The following is a 22,124-nucleotide window of genomic DNA, read 5'->3' as shown; positions in this document are numbered from 1 at the left end:
GCGCCTGACATGCCGCTCCGCGGCGTGGGGTAACGCGGCGAGGTGCCGTAGCTGGCGTCGCGGCCCCACGAAGATCCGGAAGACAGGCCCTAGGCCGGAAGGTTGTCGAAGGGCGCGGTCAGAGCGCGCAGCAGCCCGGCGAGCTGCTGCCGTTCGGCCGCGCTCAACGCGCTGAGCAGCGCCCGCTCCTGGGCGAGCAGCCCGGCGAGCGCCGCGTCCGCGTGCCGCTTGCCGGCCTCCGTCAGCCGGACCAGCACCCCCCGCCGGTCGTTCGGGTCGGGTTGCCGCTCGACCAGGCCGCGCTTGGCGAGCCGGTCGATCCGGTTGGTCATGGTGCCCGAGGTCACCAGGGTCTGGGTGAGGAGCTGCCCGGGGGAGAGCTGGTAGGTGCCGCCGGCCCGGCGCAGCGCGGTGAGGACGTCGAACTCCCAGGGCTCGAGCTCGTGTTCGGTGAAGGCCAGCCGCCGGGCCCGGTCCAGGTGGCGGGCCAGTCTGCTGACCCGGCTGAGCACCTCCAGCGGCTCCACGTCGAGATCGGGACGCTCGCGCCGCCAGGCCGCGACCAGCCGATCAACCTCGTCCTCCATGCGATCAGTCTAGTTGTTCTGTCGACATGAAGTCTCACGGCGTGAAGCATCACGACATCAAGCTTCTTGACGTAGAGATATCTGCCCGGCCAGTATGGCCCGCATGGCACACGACTGGGACCCCGGCCAGTACCAGAAGCACGCCGGCCACCGCGCCCGCCCGCTGATCGACCTGCTGGCCCGCGTGCCACCGCTGCCGGCGGCCGACCCGCGCGTCGCCGACCTCGGCTGCGGCCCCGGCGCCCCCAGCCTGCTCCTCACCGACCGCTGGCCCACCGCCCGCGTCACCGGCTACGACAACTCGCCCACCATGCTGGCCGAGGCCGCCAAGCACGCCGGCCCCACCGCGGGCGGCGGCAGCCTCGACTTCGCCGAGGCCGACCTCGCGACCTGGCGGCCGGCGCCGGACGGGCCCTTCGACCTGATCGTCTCCAACGCGGCCCTCCAGTGGATCCCCGGCCACGTGGCCCGCTTCCGCGACTGGATCGACGCGCTCACGCCGGGCGGCGTCCTCGCCTTCCAGGTCCCGGGCAACTTCGCCGCCCCCAGCCACGTCCTGCTGCGCTCCCTCTGCGAGGGCCCCCGCTGGCGCGCCCGCCTCGCCGGCGTCCTCCGCCACGCCGACATCGTCCAGCCTCCCGAGGGCTACTTCACCACCCTCGCCTCCCTCGGCTGCGCGGCGGACGTCTGGGAGACGACCTACCTGCACGTCCTGCACGGCCCCGACCCCGTCCTCGACTGGATCAAGGGCACCGGCCTCCGCCCCGTCCTCGACGCCCTCGCCGACGACCCCGAGGCCCGCGAAGCCTTCCTCACCGACTACCGCACGGCCCTCCGCACCGCCTACCCGCCCACCCGGCACGGCACGATCTTCCCCTTCCGCCGCATCTTCGCCGTCGCCACCCGCCGCTGACCGCCACCGGTACGGTTCCCCACCCTCCCCCAGCCTGGCGGCTGGGAGGTGCCCCCACAAGCCCTTACTTCCGCGCTCCGCGCGGCGCCCCGGCGAAGCCGGGCCAGCAGCCCCGCGGGCTGGCCCAGAGCGCCGGGCGTTCCGCCGGCGTCTCCCGGGCTCCCGCCCAGCACCCCCGGCGAAGCTGGCGCTTCCCGGCCCCCGCCGGGTACCTCCGGCGGGGCGGGCCGCCCCGCTGGCCTTCGGCCCGACTGGCTGCGCCGCGAGCTGCGAGCGCCGCCGGCCGGCTTCGCCGGCTCGTCCGGGCCCCAGCTCTCGCCCCCGGCGAAGCCGAGCGTTCCGCCGGCGGAAACGGGGCCTCGCCCGTCCCCTCGGCGAAGCTGGCGCTTCCCGGTTCTTTGCCAGGTGCCGCCAGCGGCGCGGCCGGACCCGGCGCCCTTCGGCCGCCGCTCGCCTACGCGCCACGTCAGTGCGGCCGGGCCCCGCCGGGATCGCGGGCCCTCCGGACCACCGCCGTCCCGGTGGTCTCACCGGCTCCGCCGGCTCACCCCGGGCCTCCGGCCAGGCCGGGCCCCGGCGGAGCTGGGCGTGCCGGCGGCGGGCTGTCGCCCCTGGGCCATCGCCCGGCTGCGCCGTTCGGCCTCGCCGGCTGTCGGCTGGCCCCGGCACCCGGCCCGCCGGCCCCCGGCCCGCCGGCCTCCGGCCCTCGGCCAGGGCCGGCGATGCCGGGACCGCGCAGCGGGGAGCCGGCCGGTGGTGCCGGGGGGCCTCCCGGGCTGCGGGCCGCCCTCTGGCCATTCCGCCCCATCCGGTGCCGACCGGGGCCGTCGTGCCCCGGCGTCGGCCTCCGCCCCGTCGGGCCGGGGTCGCGGCGAGGCGGTAGGCCGCAAGGCCGGCGCGGCAACCTTTCGCCTCCTCGTGGCGACTTCGCAGTGCTCGACGCACACGATCGCCACCCCCGACCCCACGAGGAGAGAACCGTGTCTGCTGCGCAACGCCGCGCCACACGGCGCCGGAGCCGGAGCCGGATGAGCAGGCTGCGAGGCTGGCTCTGTGTCGCGGCCACCGCGGCCGTCGTCGCGACCGGGCTCGGCGGCTCAGCCGCCACCGCCGCGCCCGCCGAGGCCGCCGCCCAGGACGACGTGCGGCCGCTCGCCCAGCTGGAGAACCTGGACCGCGGCCTGGTCAGCGTCTACACCGGCAGCGGCAACCTGGTCAGCTGGCGGTTCCTGGCGAGCGACCCGGACAACGTCGCGTTCAACCTGTACCGCGGCGACACCCTGGTCGCCTCCAACATCACCGGGGCCACCAACTACTTCCACTCCGGCGCCCCGAACAGCGCCGACTACCGCGTCCGGGCGGTCGTCAACGGCACCGAGCAGGCGTTCTCGCCGCACGCGATCCAGTTCAGGTCCGGCTACTACGACGTGCCGATCCAGCGCCCGGCCGGCGGGACCACGCCCGACGGCGTCGCCTACACCTACGAGGCCAACGACGGCTCGGTCGGCGATCTCGACGGCGACGGCACGCTGGAGATCATCCTCAAGTGGCAGCCCACCAACGCCAAGGACAACTCCCAGTCGGGGTACACCGGCAACACCATCATCGACGGCTACACCCTCTCAGGACAGCGCCTGTGGCGCATCGACCTGGGGCGCAACATCCGCTCCGGCGCGCACTACACCCAGTTCCAGGTCTTCGACTACGACGGCGACGGCTCGGCCGAGGTGGTCATGAAGACGGCGGACGGCACCGTCTCCGGCACCGGCCAGGTGATCGGCAGCTCGAGCGCCGACCACCGCAACTCCAGCGGCTACGTCCTCGCCGGGCCCGAGTACCTGACGGTGTTCAGCGGCCGGAACGGCGCCGCGCTCGCCACCACCGACTACGTGCCGGCCCGCGGCACCGTCTCGTCCTGGGGTGACAACTACGGCAACCGCGTGGACCGCTTCCTCGCCGGCACCGCCTACCTGGACGGCGACCGCCCGTCGATCATCATGGCCCGCGGCTACTACACCCGCACCGTGATCGCCGCCTGGGACTGGCGCAACGGGCAGCTCACCCGACGCTGGACCTTCGACACCAACAGCTCGACCAACACGGGGCGAGGCTACGACGGCCAGGGCAGCCACAGCCTCTCCATCGGCGACGTCGACCGCGACGGCCGCGACGAGATCGTCTACGGCGCGATGGCCGTCGACGACAACGGCAACTCGCTCTGGACCACCCGCACCGGACACGGCGACGCCCAGCACCTCGGCGACTTCGACCCCAACAGCGCCGGCCTGGAGTACTTCAAGGTCTCCGAGTCCACCAGCCAGCCGTCCTCGCTCCGGATCAACCCGGCCAACGGCCAGATCGTCTGGCAGAACGGCTCGGGCGCGGACAACGGCCGCGGCGTCGGCGGCAACATCGTGGAGGGCCGGGTCGGCGGCCAGTTCTGGTCGGCGTCCGACACGGTGCTGCGCGACCTCGGCGGCGGCAACATCGGCCGCGAGCCGTCCAGCGTCAACTTCCTCGCCTGGTGGGACGGCGACCTGAGCCGCGAGCTGCTGGACCAGACCCGGATCGACAAGTACGGCACCGGCGGCGACACCCGGCTGCTGACCGGCTCCGGCGTGGCGTCCAACAACGGCACCAAGGCCACCCCGGTGCTCTCCGGCGACATCCTGGGCGACTGGCGCGAGGAGGTCATCTGGCGGACTTCGGACAACAACGCGCTGCGGATCTACTCGACGCCGATCCAGACCTCGCACCGGATCACCACCCTGCTCCAGGACCGGATGTACCGCACCGGGCTGGCCTGGCAGAACACCGCCTACAACCAGCCGCCGCACCCCGGCTTCTACCTCGGCTACGGCATGGGCACGGCACCCAGGCCGACAATCGCCCAGGCGTCAACCGGCCGCTGAGCAAACAGCCGGATTGGGCAAATCGGGTGAACGGCGGCAACCGATTCCGGGTCGACGCGTTGTGCAGAGCGCTCCAAGAACAGGGCACTCCAGAACTCGGAAGGACAAGCCAAGTGCTGAAGAAGACGCTTGCCACGGCTGCCGTCGCCGCCACCGCCGTCGGTGTGGCGGGCATGGCTGCCGCCCCGGCCATGGCCATCAGTGATGACGAGGGCCCCACCACGATCAGTGGTAACGGCAACAAGGAGGCGATCGGCAACATCACGACCGGTGGCTACATGAGCCCGAACATCGGGCTCATCAACGGCTCGCTGAACGAGTTCTGCCTCCCGATCACCGTGCCGGCCGACGTCCAGTCGCTGATCGGTGCCGTCAACGTGGGTGTCCAGGACATCCTCAACAGCAAGAACCAGCAGGCCTGTGCCGAGAACTCGGTCCAGGTCGACGGCGACGACCCGCTGTCGCACATCCTGGACGACCTGTCGCTCCTCTCCGGGAACGGCGCTGGCAACCACTGAGGACCAGCGGATCCCGGGTTCTTCGGCCTTCTGACCGGTGCTCCGCGATGAGACGGCCCCCTCCCCGACACCACCCCTGGGGAGGGGGCCGCTTTCTGTCGTGCGCCATGGGCCAGTGAGCCTGTCACCATCGAGAGCAGCCGATTGAGCAATTCGGGTGAACGGCGGCAACCGATTCCGGGTCGGCGCGTTGTGCAGTGCGCTCCAAGAACAGGGCACTCCTGAATTCGGAAGGACAAGCCAAGTGCTGAAGAAGACGCTTGCCACGGCTGCCGTCGCGGCCTCCGCCGTTGGCGTGGCAGGTATGGCTGCCGCCCCCGCCATGGCCATCGCCGATGACGTGGGCCCCTCCACGATCAGTGGTAACGGCAACGAGGAGGCGGTCGGGAACATCACGACCGGTGGCTACATGAGCCCGAACATCGGGCTCGTCAACGGCTCGCTGAACGAGTTCTGCCTCCCGATCACCGTGCCGGCGGAAATCAACTCGCTGATCGGTGCCGTCAACGTGGGCGTCGAGGACCTCCTCAACAGCAAGAACCAGCAGGCCTGTGCCGAGAACTCGGTCCAGGTCGACGGCGACGACCCGCTGTCGCACCTGCTGAGCGACGTGACGCTCCTCGCCGGGAACGGCGCGCTCAACCACTGAGGACCAGCGGATCCCGGGTTCTTCGGCCTTCTGACCGGTGCTCCGCGATGAGACGGCCCCCTCCCCAACACCACCCCTGGGGAGGGGGTCGCTTTTCTTTTCACCGACGTCCGGCACGCCTACGCCCGGCGGCGGCCCACCAGCTGCGGCTCGTGTTCCAGGCCCTGGAGCCCGTGCCACGCGAGGTTGACCAGGTGGGCCGCGACCTCCGCCTTCTTCGGCTTGCGCACGTTGAGCCACCACTGACCGGTCAGCGCCACCATGCCCACCAGCGCCTGGGAGTACATCGGCGCCAGCTTGGCGTCGAAGCCGCGGCCCTTGAACTCGACGCCCAGGATGTCCTCGACCTGGGTGGCGATATCGCCGATCAGTGAGGCGAAGGTGCCGGTGGACTGGGCCACCGGCGAGTCCCGCACCAGGATGTGGAAGCCGTCCGTGTACTGCTCGATGTAGTCGAGGAGCGCGAACGCCGCCTGTTCGAGCAGCTCGCGCGGGTGACCGGCGGTCAGCGCGCCGGTCACCATCGAGAGCAGTCTGCTCATCTCGCGGTCGACGACGACCGCGTAGAGCCCTTCCTTGCCGCCGAAGTGCTCGTACACCACGGGTTTGGAGACCCCGGCCTTGGCCGCGATCTCCTCCACCGAGGTGCCCTCGAAGCCGCGCTCCGCGAAGAGCGTGCGGCCGATGTCCAGCAGCTGTTCCCGGCGCTCGGTGCCCGTCATTCTCCGGCGGGCCCGCCGCGTGGTGCGCGGATTCCTGCCCTTGCCGTCGTCCTTGATGCTGTTATCGGTCGCCACGCCACCCATCATGCCGTGTTGGTCGCGGCCGCTTCCTTACGGTTTTCTCCCGGATCCATACCGTTGCTGCCCGGGATGATGCGCTTGGCGTCGATTCGGGACTGCTTGGGCCAGCGGACGTCGGAGACCCAGCCGGCCTTCTCGAACCAGCTGATCAGCCGGGCGCTGGAGTCCAGCTGCCAGCGGTCGACGCCGTGCCTGGCGCAGGTCGGGTCCGCGTGGTGCAGGTTGTGCCAGGACTCGCCGCAGGAGAGCACGGCCAGCCACCACACGTTGCCCGAGCGGTCCCGGGAGCGGAACGGACGCTTGCCGGTGGCGTGGCAGATCGAGTTGATCGACCAGGTCACGTGGTGCAGCAGCGCGACCCGCACCAGCGAGGCCCAGAAGAAGGCGCTCAGCGCGCCCTCCCAGGACCAGGAGATCAGCCCGCCGAGCAGCGGCGGCAGCAGCAGCGTCACCGTCGTCCACAGCGCGAACTGCCGGGAGATCCGCCGCAGGTCGGGGTCCTTGACCAGGTCGGGCGCGTAGATGTGCTGCGGCGTCTGCTCCCGGTCGAACATCCAGCCCATGTGGGCCCAGAACAGCCCCTTGACGAGGGCCGGCACGGTCTCGCCGTACCGCCAGGGGGAGTGCGGGTCGCCCTCGGCGTCCGAGTGCTTGTGGTGCTTGCGGTGGTCCGCCACCCAGCGCACCACCGGGCCCTCGGCGGCCAGCGAGCCGGCGATGGCCAGCGCGATCTTCATCGGCCGCTTCGCCTTGAACGCGCGGTGCGTGAAGTACCGGTGGAAGCCGATCGTGATGCCGTGGCAGCCGACGTAGTAGAAGACCGCCATCAGCGTCAGGTCGAGCCAGCTCACCCCCCGGCCCCAGGCCAGCGGGACGGCGGTGAGCAGCGCCAGGAACGGCACCGCGATGAAGAGGGCGAGGGCGACCTGTTCCGCGGTGCCGCGCCGTTCGCTGCCGAGGGTGGCGGACGGCGGCGGCTCCTCGGGGGGCGGGGGGTCGGCTTCGGCCCGGCTGGTGGGCACGAGGTCGGGGGTCGTGGTCATGACGTTCCTCGGGTGGGGGCGTGCGGGAGGAAGCCGGGCTGCTCGATGGGAGCCCGGCCGGGAAAGAGATACCTACGGGACCGTAACCTACGGCACCGTAACCACCGCAAGTTGGCGCGGACGTCACAAGCGGCTCATATCCAGGCGACCGTGCCATGACGGGGCGATGGCACACCCTGACTACGATTGGCCTGTCGGACAGCGAGGTCCGCGTCAGTCATGCCCCGAACCGCCAACGACCTCCCCGAAGAGCCAGCTGCGAGGAGCCGCAACGTGAGCAGTCCCGACAGCAACGAGACACCCACCCCGCTCGCCCCGGAAAGCGGTACCGCGCTCCGCGCCGACATCCGCCGTCTGGGCGACCTGCTCGGCGAGACGCTGGTGCGTCAGGACGGCCCCGAGCTGCTTGAACTGGTCGAACGCGTCCGGGCGCTGACCCGTACCGACGGCGAGGCCGCCGCCGAACTCCTCGGCTCCACCGACCTGACGACCGCGGCCAAGCTGGTGCGCGCGTTCTCCACCTACTTCCACCTCGCGAACGTCACCGAGCAGGTGCACCGCGGCCGGGGGCTGCGGGAGCGCCGGGCCGCCGAGGGCGGGGTGCTCTCCCGCACCGCCGACATGCTCAAGGACGCCGACCCGGCCCACCTGAGGCAGACGGTGGCGAACCTCGGCGTGCGCCCCGTTTTCACGGCGCACCCCACCGAGGCCGCGCGCCGTTCGGTGCTCACCAAGCTCCGCAAGATCGCCGAGCTGCTCGACAACCCGGCGGGCGAGCACGGCGGCGACCGGCGCCGCACCGACCTGCGGCTGGCCGAGAACATCGACCTGATCTGGCAGACCGACGAGCTGCGGGTGGCCCGCCCTGAGCCGGCCGACGAGGCCAGGAACGCCGTCTACTACCTGGACGAGCTGCACGCCGGGGCCGTCGGCGACGTGTTGGAGGACCTGGCCGTCGAGCTGGAGCGGGCCGGCGCCCCGCTGCCCGCCGGCAGCCGCCCGCTGACCTTCGGCACCTGGATCGGCGGCGACCGGGACGGCAACCCGAACGTCACCCCGCAGGTCACCTGGGACGTGCTGCTGCTCCAGCACGAGCACGGCATCTCCAGCGCGCTCCGCCACATCGACGAGCTGCGCGGCGCGCTCTCCAACTCGATCCGGAACAGCGGCGCCAGCCAGGAGCTGCTCGACTCGCTGGACCGTGACATCACGCTGCTCCCCGAGATCACCCCCCGCTACAAGCGGCTCAACGCCGAGGAGCCCTACCGGCTCAAGGTCACCTGCATCCGCCAGAAGCTGCTCAACACCAGATCCCGGCTGGCCAAGGGCACCGCGCACGTGCCGGGCCGCGACTACCTGGGCACCGGCGAGCTGCTGACCGACCTCTCGCTGGTGCAGGAGTCGCTGCGCGAGCACCGCGGCCAGCTGATCGCCGACGGGCGCCTGGAGCGGCTGATGCGCACCCTGGCCGCGTTCGGCGTCCAGCTCGCCACCATGGACGTCCGCGAGCACGCCGAGGCCCACCACCACGCGCTCGGCCAGCTCTTCGACCGGCTCGGCGAGGAGTCCTGGCGGTACGCGGACATGCCGCGCGAGTACCGCACCAAGCTGCTCGCCAAGGAACTGCGCTCGCGCCGCCCGCTGGCCCCCACCCCGGCCCCGCTCGACGCGGCCGGCGCCAAGACCCTCGGCGTCTTCGGCACCATCCGCAAGGCGCTCGACAGCTTCGGCCCCGAGGTCATCGAGTCCTACATCATCTCCATGTGCCAGGGCGCCGACGACGTGTTCGCCGCCGCCGTGCTGGCCCGCGAGGCCGGCCTGATCGACCTGCACGCCGGCTGGGCCAAGGTCGGCATCGTGCCGCTGCTGGAGACCACCGACGAGCTGAAGATCGCCGACGAGCTGCTCGACTCGATGCTCTCCGACCCCTCCTACCGGCGCCTCGTCTCGCTCCGCGACGACGTCCAGGAGGTCATGCTCGGCTACAGCGACTCGTCCAAGTTCGGCGGCATCACCACCTCCCAGTGGGAGATCCACCGCGCCCAGCGCCGGCTGCGCGACGTGGCGCACCGGCACGGCGTCCGGCTGCGGCTCTTCCACGGCCGCGGCGGCACCGTCGGCCGCGGCGGCGGCCCCACCCACGACGCGATCCTGGCCCAGCCCTGGGGCACCCTGGAGGGCGAGATCAAGGTCACCGAGCAGGGCGAGGTGATCTCCGACAAGTACCTGGTGCCGTCGCTGGCCAGGGAGAACCTGGAGCTCACCGTCGCCGCCACGCTCCAGGCCTCGGCGCTGCACACCGCGCCCCGCCAGTCCCAGGAGGCGCTGGCCCGCTGGGACGCGGCGATGGACACCGTCTCCGACGTGGCGCACTCCGCCTACCGGGCGCTGGTCGAGGACCCGGACCTGCCGGCGTACTTCTTCGCCTCCACCCCGGTGGACCAGCTGGCCGAGCTGCACCTGGGCTCCCGCCCGTCCCGCCGCCCCGACAGCGGCGCCGGGCTCGACGGGCTGCGGGCCATCCCGTGGGTGTTCGGCTGGACGCAGTCCCGGCAGATCGTGCCCGGCTGGTTCGGCGTCGGCTCCGGGCTGCGCGCGGCCCGCGAGGCCGGCCTCGACGACGTGCTGGCCGAGGCGTTCGAGCACTGGCACTTCTTCCGCAACTTCCTGTCCAACGTCGAGATGACGCTGGCCAAGACCGACCTGCGGATCGCCCGCCACTACGTGGAGACGCTGGTGCCGCAGGAGCTGCGGCACGTCTTCGCCACCATCGAGGCCGAGCACGCGCTGACGGTGGCCGAGGTGCTGCGGATCACCGGCGAGCGCGAGCTGCTCGACGCCAACCCCGACCTGCAGGCCACCCTGCACATCAGGGACGCCTACCTGGACCCGATCTCCTACCTCCAGGTCACCCTGCTGCACCGGCAGCGCACGGCGGCCGAGCGCGGCGAGGAGCCCGACCAGCTGCTCTCCAGGGCCCTGCTCCTCACTGTCAACGGCGTCGCGGCCGGCCTCCGCAACACGGGGTAGCCCTGGCGGGCGGCAGGCGACGGCCGCGGCGGCGGCCCGGCCCCCGGGCCTCCGGCCCGGCCTGGGCCGGGGTGCGGCCGGCGCGAGTTCCGGGCGCCTCGCGGCGCCCGGATGGCGCCGCCGGTTGACGGCCTCGTCGGTCAGACGGGGCCGCGTCGGAACGTGCGGCGGTAGGCGCTGGGGGAGACGCGGGGCCCTGGCGGGCGGCAGGCGACGGCGGCTGCCGACCGTCGCGGGTGCCCGGCCGTGGCGAGCACGGCACCGGCCTGGCGGCCGGGCCGCCGGTTGACGGCCTCGTCGGTCAGACGGGGCCGCGTCGGAACGTGCGGCGGTAGGCGCTGGGGGAGACACCGAGGGCCCGGTGGAGGTGTTGGCGGAGCGAGGCCGCCGTGCCGAAGCCGGCCTGGTCGGCGATCCGGTCGACCGGCAGGTCGCTCTCCTCCAGCAGCTGCCTGGCCCGCTCCAGGCGCTGCTGGGCCAGCCAGCGCTGCGGGGAGAGCCCGGTCTCCTCGCGGAACCTGCGGGTGAACGTCCGCACGCTCATGGCCTCGAGCTCGGCCAGCTGCCGCAACGTCACGGGCTGGCCGAGCCGGTCGAGTGCCCACGCCCTGGCCCGCCCGGTGGACCGCGCCCCGATGTCGGGCACCGGGCGTTCCACGTACTGCGCCTGACCGCCCTCCCGGTGCGGCGGCACCACCGTGCGGCGGGCCACCGAGTTGGCGACGGCCGAGCCGAAGTCCCGGCGCACCAGGTGCAGGCACAGGTCGATGCCGGCCGCGACGCCCGCCGAGGTGAGGATCGGGTGGTCGCCCGTGCGGTCCTCGGTGTAGAGGATGTCCGGCTCCAGCCGCACCTTGGGGTAGAGCCTGCGGAACTGCTCGCAGGCGTCCCAGTGGGTGGTGGCCCGGCGGCCGTCGAGCAGTCCCACGGCGGCCAGCACGAAGGCGCCGGTGCAGATGGAGGCGATCCTGGTGCCGGGCCTGATCAGGCCGAGCGCGGCCCTGAGCTCGGGGGAGATCCGGCCCTCGACGGCGGTGTCGCTGCCGTGCGCGGCCGGCACGATCACCGTGTCGGCGGTGGCCAGCGCCTCCGGCCCCGCGTCGACGACGATGTCGAAGTCGGCGTCGGTGGGCACCCGCCCTGGGCGCACGGCGCAGGTGACCACCTCGTAGAGCAGCCGCCCGTCGGCCGCCTTGGCCCGGCCGAACAGCCGGTGCACGATGCCGAGTTCGATCGGCAGCATCCCGTCCCGCACCAGCACCGCGACCCGGTGCCTGGGCTCGTTCGCGGTCTCGTTCGCGGTCTCGTTCGCGACGTCCATGGCCCGATCCTTGCACATCGCGGCCATCGGGCCACTCGTCCGACGGGGGGCAGGCCGGCAGGATCGTGGGGGTGACCCAGACCGAACAGCCGTCCACCACCCGCTCGGTGGCGCCCCGCGTCCACCCCGCCTGGTGGGTCGCCCTCGTCGCCTTCCTGGTCCTCATCGGCGCCGCCGGCTTCCGGGCCACCCCCGGCGTGCTGATCGACCCGCTGCACGACGAGTTCGGCTGGTCGCGCGGCTCGATCTCGTTCGCCGTCTCCGTCAACCTGCTGCTCTACGGCTTCACCGCGCCCTTCGCCACCGCCCTGATGGAGCGCTACGGGATCCGCCGCGTGGTGTGCGGGGCGCTGCTGCTGATCTCCACCGGCAGTGGGCTGACCGTCTGGATGGACAGCCAGTGGCAACTGGTCCTCTGCTGGGGCGTGTTGGTCGGCCTCGGCGCCGGCTCCATGGCGCTGGCGTTCTCCGCCACCATCGCCAACCGCTGGTTCGTCGCCCGCCGCGGCCTGGTCACCGGCGTGCTGACGGCCGGCGGCGCGGCCGGCAACCTGGTGTTCCTGCCCGTGGTCGGCCTGCTGGTCGAGGGCCCTGGCTGGCGCGCCGCCGCGGTGGCCGTCTCGCTGTGCGCGCTGGCCGTGGTGCCGCTGGTGGTCTGGCTGCTGCGGGACCGCCCCGAGGACCTGGGCGTCCGCCCCTACGGCGCGGGCGACGACCACGTCCCCCCGCCGGAGCCGCCGCCGGGCGCGGCCCGCCGCGCGCTCGGCGCGCTCGTCTCGGCCGCGCGCACCCGGGTGTTCTGGCTGCTCGCCGCCTCCTTCGCGATCTGCGGCGCCTCGACCAACGGCCTGATCGGCACCCACTTCGTGCCGGGCGCCCACGAGCACGGCATGCCGGTGCCGGTCGCCGCCTCGCTGCTGGCGCTCATCGGGATCTTCGACCTGATCGGCACCGTCTTCTCCGGCTGGCTCACCGACCGCTACGACCCGCGCCGGCTGCTCGCCGTCTACTACGCGCTGCGCGGCCTCTCGCTGCTGTTCCTGCCGGCGCTGTTCGCCGACTCGGTGCACCCCTCGATGCTGTTCTTCGTGATCTTCTACGGCCTCGACTGGGTGGCGACCGTGCCGCCGACGATCGCGCTCTGCCGGGAGCACTTCGGCGAGGAGGGCGGCGTGGTCTTCGGCTGGGTCCTGGCCTCGCACCAACTCGGCGCCGCGGTCGTCGCCTTCGGCGCCGGCCTGATCCGGGACGTCACCGGCTCCTACGACCTGGCGTGGACCTTGGCCGGGGCGCTGTGCGCGGTGGCCGCCGTCTCGGTGATGCTGGTCCGCGGCCGGGGCGGGGAAAACCTCCTGCGGGCGGAGCCGTCGTCCTCCTAGGCTGTCCGGCATGCCGCGCACCGTGATCGTCGGGGACATCCACGGGTGCTTCGACGAACTCCTCGACCTGCTCGACAAAGCCGCCATCCGCCCGGACGACCTGTTGGTCGGCGTGGGGGACCTGGTCGACCGCGGCCCGGCCCCCGGCGAGGTGGTCCGCCTCTTCCGCGAGCGCCCGAACTCCGTGGCGGTCATGGGCAACCACGAGCGGAAGCACGTGCGCGGGATCTTCTCCTACGCGCAGGAGATCACCCGGCTCCAACTCGGCGACCGGTACGCGGAGACGGTCGACTGGATGCGGACGTTGCCGTACCACTACGAGAACGAGCACGTTCGCGTCGTCCACGCCGCGATGCTGTCCGGGACTCCGCTGGCCGAGCAGCGGGAGGAGATCCTGTGCGGCTCGACGAGGGGCGAGCGGGAGCTCGCGGCGCTGTTCCCCGACGGCCACTGGCACGACCACTACACCGACGCGAAGCCCGTCGTCTTCGGCCACCACGTGACTGGGCGCGAGCCGCTGATCCGGGACGGCCGGATCTTCGGCCTCGACACCGGCGCCTGCCACGGCTGGAACCTGACCGCGCTCAGCGTCCCGGACTTCACGGTCCACTCGGTGCCGGCGCGCGCCGACCACTGGTCGGTCACCAGGCGCCGCTGGCAGTTGCCCGTGCTGCGGACCAGGCCCTGGCCCGACCTCCCCTGGCCGGAGCTGGACCGGGCGATCGACCGGTTCTCCCGGTCGGCCGACGCCGCCACCCGCGACTGGCTGGAGGCGCTCAGGACCTGGGCCGCGGATCTCCGGGCGGCGTTCCCCGCGTTGCTCGCCGCGGCACGGCGCGTCGCCGCCGCACTCACCACGGACGGGCTGCGCGGACACCCCGCCGCGAAGGTCCTCTTCCAGGCCCGTGACGGCCGCCTCGACCGGACCGGCCTCAGCCGCCAGTGCCCGACGCCACGCGCCACGATCGACCTGGCCGCGTCGCTGGGTCTCACGCTGCCCGAGCGGCCCGAATGAACCACGCGACCGCGCTGCGAGTCGCTAGATCCAGAGGGCGAAGGTGACGACCATCGCCAGCAGGGCGGCGGCGCCCGTGCCGGTCGCCGTCCGGTACATCCGCAGGCCGCCACCGATCACGATCGCGGCCAGCAGCAGCGCGCCCATCAGCGGCAGCCACGCGTAGAGGACGCCAGGCAGCCCGGTGCGGATCGCCTCGCCGGCGTCCTCGTAGACGGCGACGTCCAGCGTGTCGCCCGGCTCCCGGCCGATCGGCTGGACGAGCCGCACGGTCGCGCCGCTCGGCTCGAACACCCCGGTGCAGGCGTCGTCGGCGCAGGAGTCCAACGTCAGCGCGCCCTGCGGCAGATCGCCAGGGGACATCGCGTCCCGCGCGGTGTCCCAGGACATCAGGGTCCCGGCCGTCACGATCAGCAGCGCCAGCAGCCCCATGAAGAGATACCGCGCCAGCAACAGGACGCCGAACGCGCTCTCGCCCGCCCTGCGGGCGAAGCTACGGCGGGCGGTGCGGGTCGTCGCGGACATGCCGCCGATCTTTGGCCACAGCCCCGCGAGCGGTCAACCCCCGTCACGGTGTGTCAGCTGTTGTAAGCGCCCTGGGCCTTCTCCAGGCCGGCCGTCAACAGCGCCTCCACGGCGTCCGCGGCCCGGTCCACCAGGAAGTCGAGTTCCTTGTGCTCGGTCGCCGAGAAGTCCTTCAGCACGAACGCCGCCACGTCCATCCGGCCGGGCGGCCGGCCGATGCCGAACCTGACCCGGAAGTACTCGCGGCCGAGCGAGGCCGTGATGGACTTCAGCCCGTTGTGCCCGTTGTCCCCGCCGCCCAGCTTGAGGCGCAGCGCGCCGAAGCCGATGTCCAACTCGTCGTGGATCACGACCAGCCGGGAGACGGGGATCTTGTAGAACGTGCTGAGCGAGGTGACGGGCCCGCCCGAGACGTTCATGTACGTCATCGGCTTGGCGAGCAGCACGCGCGGGCCGCCGGCGCCAGGGGCGCCGAGCCGGCCCTCGCACAGCATCGCGCGGGACTTGTGGGACGTGAACCTGCCGCCGATCCGCTGGGCCAGCAGATCGACGACCATGAAACCGACGTTGTGCCGGTTCGCGGCGTACTGCGGCCCGGGATTGCCGAGGCCCGCGATCAGCCAGGGTTCGTCCGTGGTGGTCATCACCGTCTCCCGCGGTTCTGGGGGCTGTCGTCCGTCAGGCGGTGGCCGCGGACTCCTCGGCCGCCTCGCCGCCCTCGGCCGCCGCCGCCGGCTCCTCGGCCTGCGGCTGGACGACCTGCAGCACGGTGGTGTCCTCGTCGACGGCCAGCGTGGTGCCCTTCGGCAGCTGCACGTCCTTGGCGAGCACCGTGGCGCCCGGCTCCAGACCCGCGACGGAGACGGTGACCGACTCCGGGATGTGGGTGGCCTCGGCCTCGACCGGCAGCGCGGCCAGCTGGATCTCCAGCAGGCCACCACCCGGGGCCAGCTCGCCCTCGGTGTGCACCGGCACCTCGACGGTGACCTTCTCGCCCCGCTTGACCAGCAGCAGGTCCAGGTGGACCAGGTTGCCCCTGATCGCGTCGCGCTGCACGGCCTTCGGGATCACCAGCTCCTCGCGGCCGCCGAAGCTGAGGGTGATCAGCACGTTCGCGGACTTGAGGGCCAGCATGGTCTCGTGACCCGGCAGAGTCACGTGCACCGGCTCGGTGCCGTGCCCGTAGATGACGGCCGGCACCTTGTTGGCGACCCGGATGCGCCGGGAGGCGCCCTTGCCGAACTCCTCGCGGACGTCCGCGGCGATCTTCACGTCGGCCATTGCTCTGCCTCGCTCCTCGTTGTGGGTTGGTTCTCGACCACGCCCGGCCCAGGGCGGACCAACGGACCAGCCACGAAGAGCGCGTCGATCACGGACAACCCACGGGGTCCTCCCTCGCCGAGCGCCCCCCACTCTACCGGTGCGCCACGCGGCACGTCGGCCGGTGGGGGTCCTCCCCGCCCACCCGCCCCTTGGGTCGGCGCGGTGGCCGGGACACGCGGGCGGCTCCGCCGCCGCCCGGGTGCGGTGCCGCGGGGGCTTTCCCCCACCCACCCGCCCCTTGGCCGGCGCCCAGCCGGCCCGGAGGGCCGGCGTCGCCCCGCTACCGTGCGGCTCCGCCGCCGGGCGCGCATGCGCCGCAGGCTCGGGCCATGGGCCCGTACCGGTGCGGCTTCGCCGCTGGCGGGCTGCCGTCCGGCTTCGCCGCTCGGCGCTGGCCGGGACCGGCCTCGCGGCCGGGCGCGTACGCGCCACGGGCTCGGGCCACCGGCCCGTACCGGTGCGGCTTCGCCGCTGCCGCCGTACCGCGCCGGGTTCGGGCCGCCGGCCCGGCTCCGCGGCTGTGTCCTCTGCCGCCGGCCAGGGCCGGGCACGGCACCAGTGCCGGAGTTGGGCCCCGGCCCGGTGGGCCGGCGCCCCGGGGGCGCACGCGCCACAGGCTAGGGATCGGGCCACCGGCCCGCCCCCGTGTCACTGGCAGCTCCGCTGCCGTCCGGCTTCGCCGCTCGGCGCTGGCCGGGACCGGCCTCGCGGCCGGGCGCGTACGCGCCACGGGCTCGGGCCACCGGCCCGTACCGGTGCGGCTTCGCCGCTGCCGCCGTACCGCGCCGGGTTCGGGCCGCCGGCCCGGCTCCGCGGCTGTGTCCTCTGCCGCCGGCCAGGGCCGGGCACGGCACCAGTGCCGGAGTTGGGCCCCGGCCCGGTGGGCCGGCGCCCCGGGGGCGCACGCGCCACAGGCTAGGGATCGGGCCACCGGCCCGCCCCCGTGTCACTGGCAGCTCCGCTGCCGTCCGGCTTCGCCGCTCGGCGTTGGCCGGAGCGGGCCTTGCGGCCGGCGTGTACGTGCCACGGGCTCGGGCCGCCGGCCCGTACCGGTGCGGCTTCGCCGCTGCCGCCGTACCGTGCCGGGTTCGGGCCGGCGGCCCGGGAGGGGCGGGTTCGTCGCCGTGGGGCCGGCCCTCCCGGGCCGGGGCCGTGTCCGGCCCCGGCCGGGGGTTGCACGGGCGAGCCGCCAGGCGACTACGCGTTGCCTTCGAAGAGGCTCGTCACCGAGCCGTCCTCGAAGACCTCTCGGACGGCGCGGGCGATCGTCGGGGCCATGGAGAGGACCGTGATCTTGTCGAGGGAGACCTCGGTCGGGGTGGGCAGGGAGTTGGTGAAGATGAACTCGCTGACGCGCGAGTTCTTCAGGCGGTCGGCCGCCGGCCCTGAGAGGACGCCGTGGGTGGCGGCCACCACCACGTCACGCGCGCCGTTGGCGAACAGCGCGTCGGCCGCCGCGCAGATCGTGCCGCCGGTGTCGATCATGTCGTCGACCAGCACGCAGACCCGGCCGTCCACGTCGCCCACGACCTCGTGGACCGTGACCTGGTTGGCCACGTCCGGGTCGCGCCGCTTGTGGACGATCGCCAGTGGCGCGCCGAGCCGGTCGGCCCAGCGGTCGGCGACCCGCACCCGGCCGGCGTCGGGCGAGACGACCGTCAGCTGCTCGCGGTCGGTCCGGGTGGCGATGTAGTTGGAGAGCACCGGCAGCGCGAAGAGGTGGTCGACCGGGCCGTCGAAGTAGCCCTGCACCTGGTCCGCGTGCAGGTCCATCGTGATGATCCGGTCCGCGCCGGCCGTCTTCAGCATGTCGGCCATCAGCCGGGCCGAGATCGGCTCCCGGCCCCGGTGCTTCTTGTCCTGCCGCGCATAGCCGTAGAACGGAATGATGACGGAGATGCTGCGGGCCGAGGCCCGCTTCAACGCGTCGATCATGATCAGCTGTTCCATGATCCATTTATTGATCGGCGCCGTGTGACTCTGGATCAGAAAACAGTCGGCGCCGCGCACCGATTCCTCGAAGCGAACGTAGATCTCGCCATTCGCGAAGTCCCTGGCAGTCGTCGGAACAATCCCAACGCCCAATTCCGAGGCCACTTCTGTGGCCAGCTCGGGGTGGGCGCGGCCGGAGAAGAGCATCAGTTTCTTCTCGCCGGTGGTCTTGATCCCGGTCACAGTACGTCTCCTTAGGTGCCGCGTGGGCGGTCGTTCACCCACCCGAGTGGGTACCCACTACGTTACCTGTCAGCCATCCGCCGGCTTCCGCTCCGTCGCAGCTAGGGCGGCGTCGGCGGCTTGCGCGGCGGCCGACTCGGGGCGCTTGCGGGCCACCCACCCCTCCACGTTGCGCTGTTGTCCCCGAGCTACCGCGAGTGATCCGGGCGGAACGTCCCGCGTGATCACCGAACCCGCCGCCGTGTAAGAGCCGTCGCCGATAGTGACGGGCGCCACGAACATATTGTCAGCGCCCGTGCGGCAGTAGGAGCCGACCGACGAGTGGTGCTTCTCCTGGCCGTCGTAGTTCACGAAGACCGTGGCCGCTCCGATGTTCGTGTGGTCACCGATCGTGGCGTCACCGACATAGGAGAGATGCGGAACCTTGGTGCCCTCGCCGATTGTGGAGTTCTTGATCTCGACAAAGGTGCCGGCCTTCGCGTTCCGGCCGAGCACCGTGCCGGGCCGCAGATAGGCGTACGGGCCGACGTTGGTGCCCTGGCCGACGTGCGCGCCGTCCGCGACCGTCTCCCGCACCACCGCGCCCTCGCCGACGACCGTGTCCCGCAGCCGGCAGCCGGGGCCCACCTCGGCGCCGGTCGCCAGGTGGCTGGCGCCCAGCAGCTGGGTGTTCGGGTGCACCAGCGCGTCGGGCTCGTAGGTGACGGTGACGTCGAGCCAGGTCGTCGCCGGGTCCACCACCGTCACGCCGGCCAGCATGGCCCGTTCGAGCAGCCGGTCGTTGAGCAGCCGCCTGGCCGTCGCCAGCTGCACCCGGTCGTTGATGCCGACCAGCTCCCGGTGGTCGGCGGCCCGGGCCGCGCCCACCCGGTGGCCGGCGTCCCGCAGGATGGTCAGCACGTCGGGCAGGTACTCCTCGCCCTGGCTGTTGTCGGCCCGCACCTGGCCGAGCGCCTCCGCGAGCAGCGCGCCGTCGAAGGCCAGCACGCCCGAGTTGATCTCGTTGATCGCCAGCTGCTCGGCCGTGGCGTCCCGGTGCTCGACGATCGCCGTCACCGCGCCGTCCGCGCCGCGCACCACCCGGCCGTAGCCGGTGGCGTCCGGCACCTCGGCGGTGAGCACCGTCACCGCGTTCCCCTCGGCGGCGTGCGCGTCGGCCAGCGCGCGCAGCGTGGCCGCGGTCTGGAGGGGGATGTCGCCGCAGGTCACCAGGACCGTGCCGGCGGGCTCCACGCCGTCGGCGAGCAGCGACTCGAGGGCGGTGCGCACCGCGTGTGCCGTGCCGCGCCGCTCGTGCTGCACGGCGGTGCGGGCGCCCGGGTCGGCCTCCGCCAGGTGCGCGCCGACGGCCTCCCTGCCGTGCCCGACGACCACCACGAGCTCGCGCGGGTCGAGCTCCCGGCAGGCGGCCACCACGTGGCCGACCAGCGGCCGGCCGCAGATCTCGTGCAGCACCTTGGGTGTGGCGGACTTCATACGGGTCCCCTCACCCGCGGCGAGAACGATGATGGCGGCCGGGCGGATGGCGCTGGAGCTCACGGGATCGCGTCCTTCGGTCCTGGGGTGCGGTGTCCCGGCGTCTTCCGCCGCTCGCGATCGCGTCCCTGCGGAGAGCCGGGGATTCTCGCAGGATACCGGCCATGCACCGGACGGGTCCTGTGCCGATCCGATACGGCGGGCGATCGGTCCCGGTCGCCGGTGATCAACCCCGGCCGGCCCCGGTCAGTACCGCTCGGACGCGCCACGGTGGCCGTCGCGGTGGTCGCCGCGGTGGTCGTCCTCGTAGTCGTCGTCCTCGTAGTCGTCGGCCTCGGGTTCGGGCTCCGGCTGCCGGGGGGCCGGGCGGCGCCCGGTGAGGGCCCGCAGCGACTCCCGTATGTGGTCGAGGTGCGCCCGCACCTGGTCGGACCGCTCCTCCAGCTCCTCGGCCATCCACTCCGTCTCGTGCTCCACCCGCTGCTGCCGCACCCGCGCCTCGGCCAGCAGCTCGGTCCGGCGGCTGTCCGCCGCCTTCTCGGTGGCCCTGGCCTCCGCCTCGGCGTCGGCCAGCTCGCGCCTCGCCTCGGCGAGCAGCGCCTCGCCGCGGGAGGTCAACGCCTGGACCCGGGCGTCCACGTCGGTCTGGTGCGCCGACAGCTGCGCTTCGAGGGCCCGGGCGGCGCCCGTCTGCCTGACCCGCTGCTCGGCCACCAGGGCCCGGCACTGCCGGGTCACCTCGGCCAGCGCGGCCGACGCCTCGTCACGCATGGCAAGGGCCTGCTGCCTGGCGTCCGCCATCAGCCGGGTGGCGAGCGCCGAGGCCCTGGATATGACGCCGTCCGCCGCGGCCTCCGACTCGGCCCGCCGCCGGCCGGCGTCCGCCTGCGCGGCGGCCAGCAGCTCGCGGGCGGCGGCGTCGGCCGCGTCGACCAGCTCCCGGCCCTGCCGCTCCGCGGTCTCGCGCAGATCGACCGCCTCGGCCTGCACCTCGCCCAGCAGCTTGATGGCTCGTTGGCCGAGCCCGTCGTACGAGGTCGGCGGCAACGCGGCCACGGACGCCGTGACTCTGGCTGCCTCCCGAGTCAACTCCTCCACGCGGACGCTCAGTTCCGCGAGTTGCTGCCATGCGTGATCGCGCTCGCGACCCAACTTGGCCAGCACCTGGTCCACTTGCGCGGGCCGATACCCGCGGCCGCGAGCCTTCGGGAAGCCGGTCATGCGTAAATGCTCCCACCGGGGGACGGTGTTCGGATTATTTTCGCTCGTCTCGCGCGAAAGGCGCCGGCCGACGGGGCGGCGGCATACTCGACCAACGAGCCCTGCCGGCGCGCAATTTACCCGCCGACAGGTGCTCTACAACAATCCGTCCCACATCTGTTCGAGCAGTACCGACCACCAGCTCTCGGGGTCGGCCACCGCCTGCGGGTCGAGCGAGGCCAACTCCGCCTGGAAATCGGTGGTCCAACGACCCGCCTGCTCCGGGTTGAGCCCGTACCGCAGCCGCCACATCCGCCCCAACAGCGCCATGCAGCGCGCGAACTGGGGCAGCGACGCGTTCACGAACTGCGCCGGCGAAGGACGGCCGTCGGGCGAGCCCTCGAGCGGCACGGCCACCACGTGCGCGGTGCCGTACTGCACGCACAACTGACGCCCGAAGTCGCTGCCGAGCACCAGGTAGGAGCCGGCGTCGGGGGCCGGCAACGCGCCACGCTCGGCGGCCAGTTCGGCCAGCGTCGGGATCGGCCTTCCCGGCTGCGCCTGGGCCCAGAAGATCGGCCGGATCTCGACGGGCAGCCCGGACCACACCAGCGACTGCGCCACGATCTCCGGCACGCCCTGCCTGGCCACCAGCGGCTGCTGGTAGCGGAACACGCCCTGCGGGCCGTAGGCGTGCGTCAACTCCTGCCCGATGACGTCGAGTCCGACGGCCGGCGCCGGCTGCTGCTGCGGCAGCGCCGCCCGCACCGGCTGCGAGCGGGGCGGCCCGTCGGCGAACTGCTGAAGCTCGTCCTGGTGCTCCACCAGGTGCCGCACGCCCGCCTGACGGGAGGCCAGGTCCCGGCCGTAGGCGGCGGTGTGGGTGATCCGCACCTGCGGCCACGTCTCGCGGATCATGCGGGCGCAGTAGCCGCCGGGCAGCTCGCAGGACTGCAACTCCGTGTGCAGCTCGATCACTTGCTGCGGTGGCACGCCCATGGCGTGCAGCTCGCCCAGGATCTGCCACTCCGGGTGCGGCATGCCGGGCGCGGAGCGGCGGATCAGCTGCTGCTCGGAGCCGTCGGGCGCGCGGTAGCGCAGCACGGCCATGTAGCCGGAGCCGACGGTCGGTTGACCGGCGGGCGGGTAGCCGTAGACGGCCCCGGCCGGCCCGGCTGGCGTCGGGGAAGGCTGCGAGGGCGGCGGCCGCCTCGGCGGCCCGCTCGCCGACGGCCCTGGCGGCGGCGGAGGCGGC

Annotated in this window: 18 protein-coding genes; 7 read left to right on the top strand and 11 right to left on the bottom strand. The window is 73.0% G+C overall.

The window, feature by feature from the left end; genetic code table 11:
- Window positions 1–89 precede the first annotated feature (89 nt).
- Window positions 90–587 (bottom strand): MarR family winged helix-turn-helix transcriptional regulator, encoded by a 498-nt coding sequence (locus tag ACYVPE_RS34025; protein WP_461037663.1) that lies wholly within the window; start codon window positions 585–587, stop codon window positions 90–92.
- Between the two features lie 103 nt (window positions 588–690).
- Between ACYVPE_RS34025 and ACYVPE_RS34020 the strand changes: the two genes are divergently transcribed.
- The 4 genes from ACYVPE_RS34020 (at window position 691) to ACYVPE_RS34005 (ending at window position 5,579) form a co-directional block, all read left to right on the top strand.
- The gene (locus ACYVPE_RS34020; protein ID WP_461037662.1) at window positions 691–1,500 is read left to right on the top strand and encodes a trans-aconitate 2-methyltransferase; all 810 of its coding nucleotides are present in this window, start codon (window positions 691–693) and stop codon (window positions 1,498–1,500) included.
- 1,028 nt (window positions 1,501–2,528) lie between these two features.
- Window positions 2,529–4,412, top strand: a complete 1,884-nt coding sequence (locus ACYVPE_RS34015; RefSeq protein ID WP_461037661.1) for a rhamnogalacturonan lyase — start codon at window positions 2,529–2,531, stop codon at window positions 4,410–4,412.
- A 113-nt stretch (window positions 4,413–4,525) separates the two neighbouring features.
- A complete protein-coding gene (locus tag ACYVPE_RS34010; RefSeq protein WP_461037660.1) occupies window positions 4,526–4,930 on the top strand; it encodes a rodlin in 405 nt (134 codons plus the stop codon).
- A gap of 244 nt (window positions 4,931–5,174) precedes the next feature.
- Window positions 5,175–5,579 carry a rodlin gene (locus ACYVPE_RS34005; protein WP_461037659.1) on the top strand — a complete coding sequence of 135 codons (405 nt, stop codon included), beginning with the start codon at window positions 5,175–5,177 and terminating at the stop codon, window positions 5,577–5,579.
- A gap of 119 nt (window positions 5,580–5,698) precedes the next feature.
- On the opposite strand, the gene ACYVPE_RS34000 is transcribed toward ACYVPE_RS34005, so the two are convergent.
- Both ACYVPE_RS34000 and ACYVPE_RS33995 read right to left on the bottom strand, forming a co-directional pair.
- Window positions 5,699–6,385: a TetR/AcrR family transcriptional regulator gene (locus ACYVPE_RS34000; protein ID WP_461037664.1), complete on the bottom strand. Its 687-nt coding sequence runs from the start codon at window positions 6,383–6,385 to the stop codon at window positions 5,699–5,701.
- On the bottom strand, window positions 6,385–7,425 hold the full coding sequence (locus ACYVPE_RS33995) for an acyl-CoA desaturase (RefSeq protein WP_461037658.1): 1,041 nt from the start codon (window positions 7,423–7,425) through the stop codon (window positions 6,385–6,387). The genes ACYVPE_RS34000 and ACYVPE_RS33995 overlap by 1 nt, the downstream gene beginning before the upstream one ends.
- Window positions 7,426–7,698: 273 nt before the next feature.
- Here ACYVPE_RS33995 and ppc point away from each other — a divergent pair, with 273 nt between their 5' ends.
- The gene (ppc, locus tag ACYVPE_RS33990) at window positions 7,699–10,455 is read left to right on the top strand and encodes a phosphoenolpyruvate carboxylase (RefSeq protein ID WP_461037657.1); all 2,757 of its coding nucleotides are present in this window, start codon (window positions 7,699–7,701) and stop codon (window positions 10,453–10,455) included.
- A 301-nt stretch (window positions 10,456–10,756) separates the two neighbouring features.
- Here the strand turns inward: ppc and ACYVPE_RS33985 are convergent, their stop codons facing one another.
- A complete protein-coding gene (locus ACYVPE_RS33985) occupies window positions 10,757–11,776 on the bottom strand; it encodes a GlxA family transcriptional regulator (protein ID WP_461037656.1) in 1,020 nt (339 codons plus the stop codon).
- A gap of 71 nt (window positions 11,777–11,847) precedes the next feature.
- On the opposite strand from ACYVPE_RS33985, the gene ACYVPE_RS33980 reads away from it, so the two are divergent.
- Window positions 11,848–13,155 carry an MFS transporter gene (locus tag ACYVPE_RS33980; RefSeq protein WP_461037655.1) on the top strand — a complete coding sequence of 436 codons (1,308 nt, stop codon included), beginning with the start codon at window positions 11,848–11,850 and terminating at the stop codon, window positions 13,153–13,155.
- 10 nt (window positions 13,156–13,165) lie between these two features.
- Window positions 13,166–14,170: a metallophosphoesterase family protein gene (locus tag ACYVPE_RS33975; RefSeq protein WP_461037654.1), complete on the top strand. Its 1,005-nt coding sequence runs from the start codon at window positions 13,166–13,168 to the stop codon at window positions 14,168–14,170.
- A gap of 24 nt (window positions 14,171–14,194) precedes the next feature.
- On the opposite strand, the gene ACYVPE_RS33970 is transcribed toward ACYVPE_RS33975, so the two are convergent.
- The 7 genes from ACYVPE_RS33970 to ACYVPE_RS33940 form a co-directional block, all read right to left on the bottom strand.
- The gene (locus ACYVPE_RS33970; RefSeq protein ID WP_461037653.1) at window positions 14,195–14,695 is read right to left on the bottom strand and encodes a hypothetical protein; all 501 of its coding nucleotides are present in this window, start codon (window positions 14,693–14,695) and stop codon (window positions 14,195–14,197) included.
- Window positions 14,696–14,748: 53 nt separating this feature from the next.
- Window positions 14,749–15,339: an aminoacyl-tRNA hydrolase gene (gene pth / locus ACYVPE_RS33965; RefSeq protein ID WP_461037652.1), complete on the bottom strand. Its 591-nt coding sequence runs from the start codon at window positions 15,337–15,339 to the stop codon at window positions 14,749–14,751.
- Between the two features lie 34 nt (window positions 15,340–15,373).
- Complete coding sequence (locus ACYVPE_RS33960) at window positions 15,374–15,976, bottom strand: 50S ribosomal protein L25/general stress protein Ctc (RefSeq protein WP_461037651.1); 603 nt, start codon at window positions 15,974–15,976, stop codon at window positions 15,374–15,376.
- A gap of 1,239 nt (window positions 15,977–17,215) precedes the next feature.
- Window positions 17,216–18,193, bottom strand: coding sequence for a ribose-phosphate diphosphokinase (locus ACYVPE_RS33955; protein ID WP_461037650.1), 978 nt, complete (start codon window positions 18,191–18,193; stop codon window positions 17,216–17,218).
- Between the two features lie 69 nt (window positions 18,194–18,262).
- A complete protein-coding gene (glmU, locus tag ACYVPE_RS33950; RefSeq protein ID WP_461037649.1) occupies window positions 18,263–19,732 on the bottom strand; it encodes a bifunctional UDP-N-acetylglucosamine diphosphorylase/glucosamine-1-phosphate N-acetyltransferase GlmU in 1,470 nt (489 codons plus the stop codon).
- Window positions 19,733–19,915: 183 nt separating this feature from the next.
- Window positions 19,916–20,890, bottom strand: a complete 975-nt coding sequence (locus ACYVPE_RS33945; protein WP_461037648.1) for a cellulose-binding protein — start codon at window positions 20,888–20,890, stop codon at window positions 19,916–19,918.
- Window positions 20,891–21,025: 135 nt separating this feature from the next.
- The coding region (locus ACYVPE_RS33940) for an SUKH-4 family immunity protein (protein ID WP_461037647.1) at window positions 21,026–22,124 on the bottom strand (1,099 nt) is incomplete at its 5' end.

Source organism: Streptomyces mayteni (genome assembly GCF_054783955.1).
Note: the sequence above shows the minus strand (reverse complement) of the source record. Positions and strands in the feature narration are given on the sequence as shown.

Coding starts and splice junctions, on each gene's coding strand:
- ACYVPE_RS33970 (WP_461037653.1), bottom strand. CDS start 14,695: ATGTCCGCGACGACCCGCACCGCCCGCCGTAGCTTCGCCCGCAGGGCG.
- ACYVPE_RS33960 (WP_461037651.1), bottom strand. CDS start 15,976: ATGGCCGACGTGAAGATCGCCGCGGACGTCCGCGAGGAGTTCGGCAAG.
- ACYVPE_RS34015 (WP_461037661.1), top strand. CDS start 2,529: ATGAGCAGGCTGCGAGGCTGGCTCTGTGTCGCGGCCACCGCGGCCGTC.
- ACYVPE_RS34000 (WP_461037664.1), bottom strand. CDS start 6,385: ATGGGTGGCGTGGCGACCGATAACAGCATCAAGGACGACGGCAAGGGC.
- ACYVPE_RS33995 (WP_461037658.1), bottom strand. CDS start 7,425: ATGACCACGACCCCCGACCTCGTGCCCACCAGCCGGGCCGAAGCCGAC.
- ACYVPE_RS33985 (WP_461037656.1), bottom strand. CDS start 11,776: ATGGACGTCGCGAACGAGACCGCGAACGAGACCGCGAACGAGCCCAGG.
- ACYVPE_RS33975 (WP_461037654.1), top strand. CDS start 13,166: ATGCCGCGCACCGTGATCGTCGGGGACATCCACGGGTGCTTCGACGAA.
- ACYVPE_RS34020 (WP_461037662.1), top strand. CDS start 691: ATGGCACACGACTGGGACCCCGGCCAGTACCAGAAGCACGCCGGCCAC.
- pth (WP_461037652.1), bottom strand. CDS start 15,339: ATGACCACCACGGACGAACCCTGGCTGATCGCGGGCCTCGGCAATCCC.
- ACYVPE_RS33945 (WP_461037648.1), bottom strand. CDS start 20,890: ATGACCGGCTTCCCGAAGGCTCGCGGCCGCGGGTATCGGCCCGCGCAA.
- ACYVPE_RS34025 (WP_461037663.1), bottom strand. CDS start 587: ATGGAGGACGAGGTTGATCGGCTGGTCGCGGCCTGGCGGCGCGAGCGT.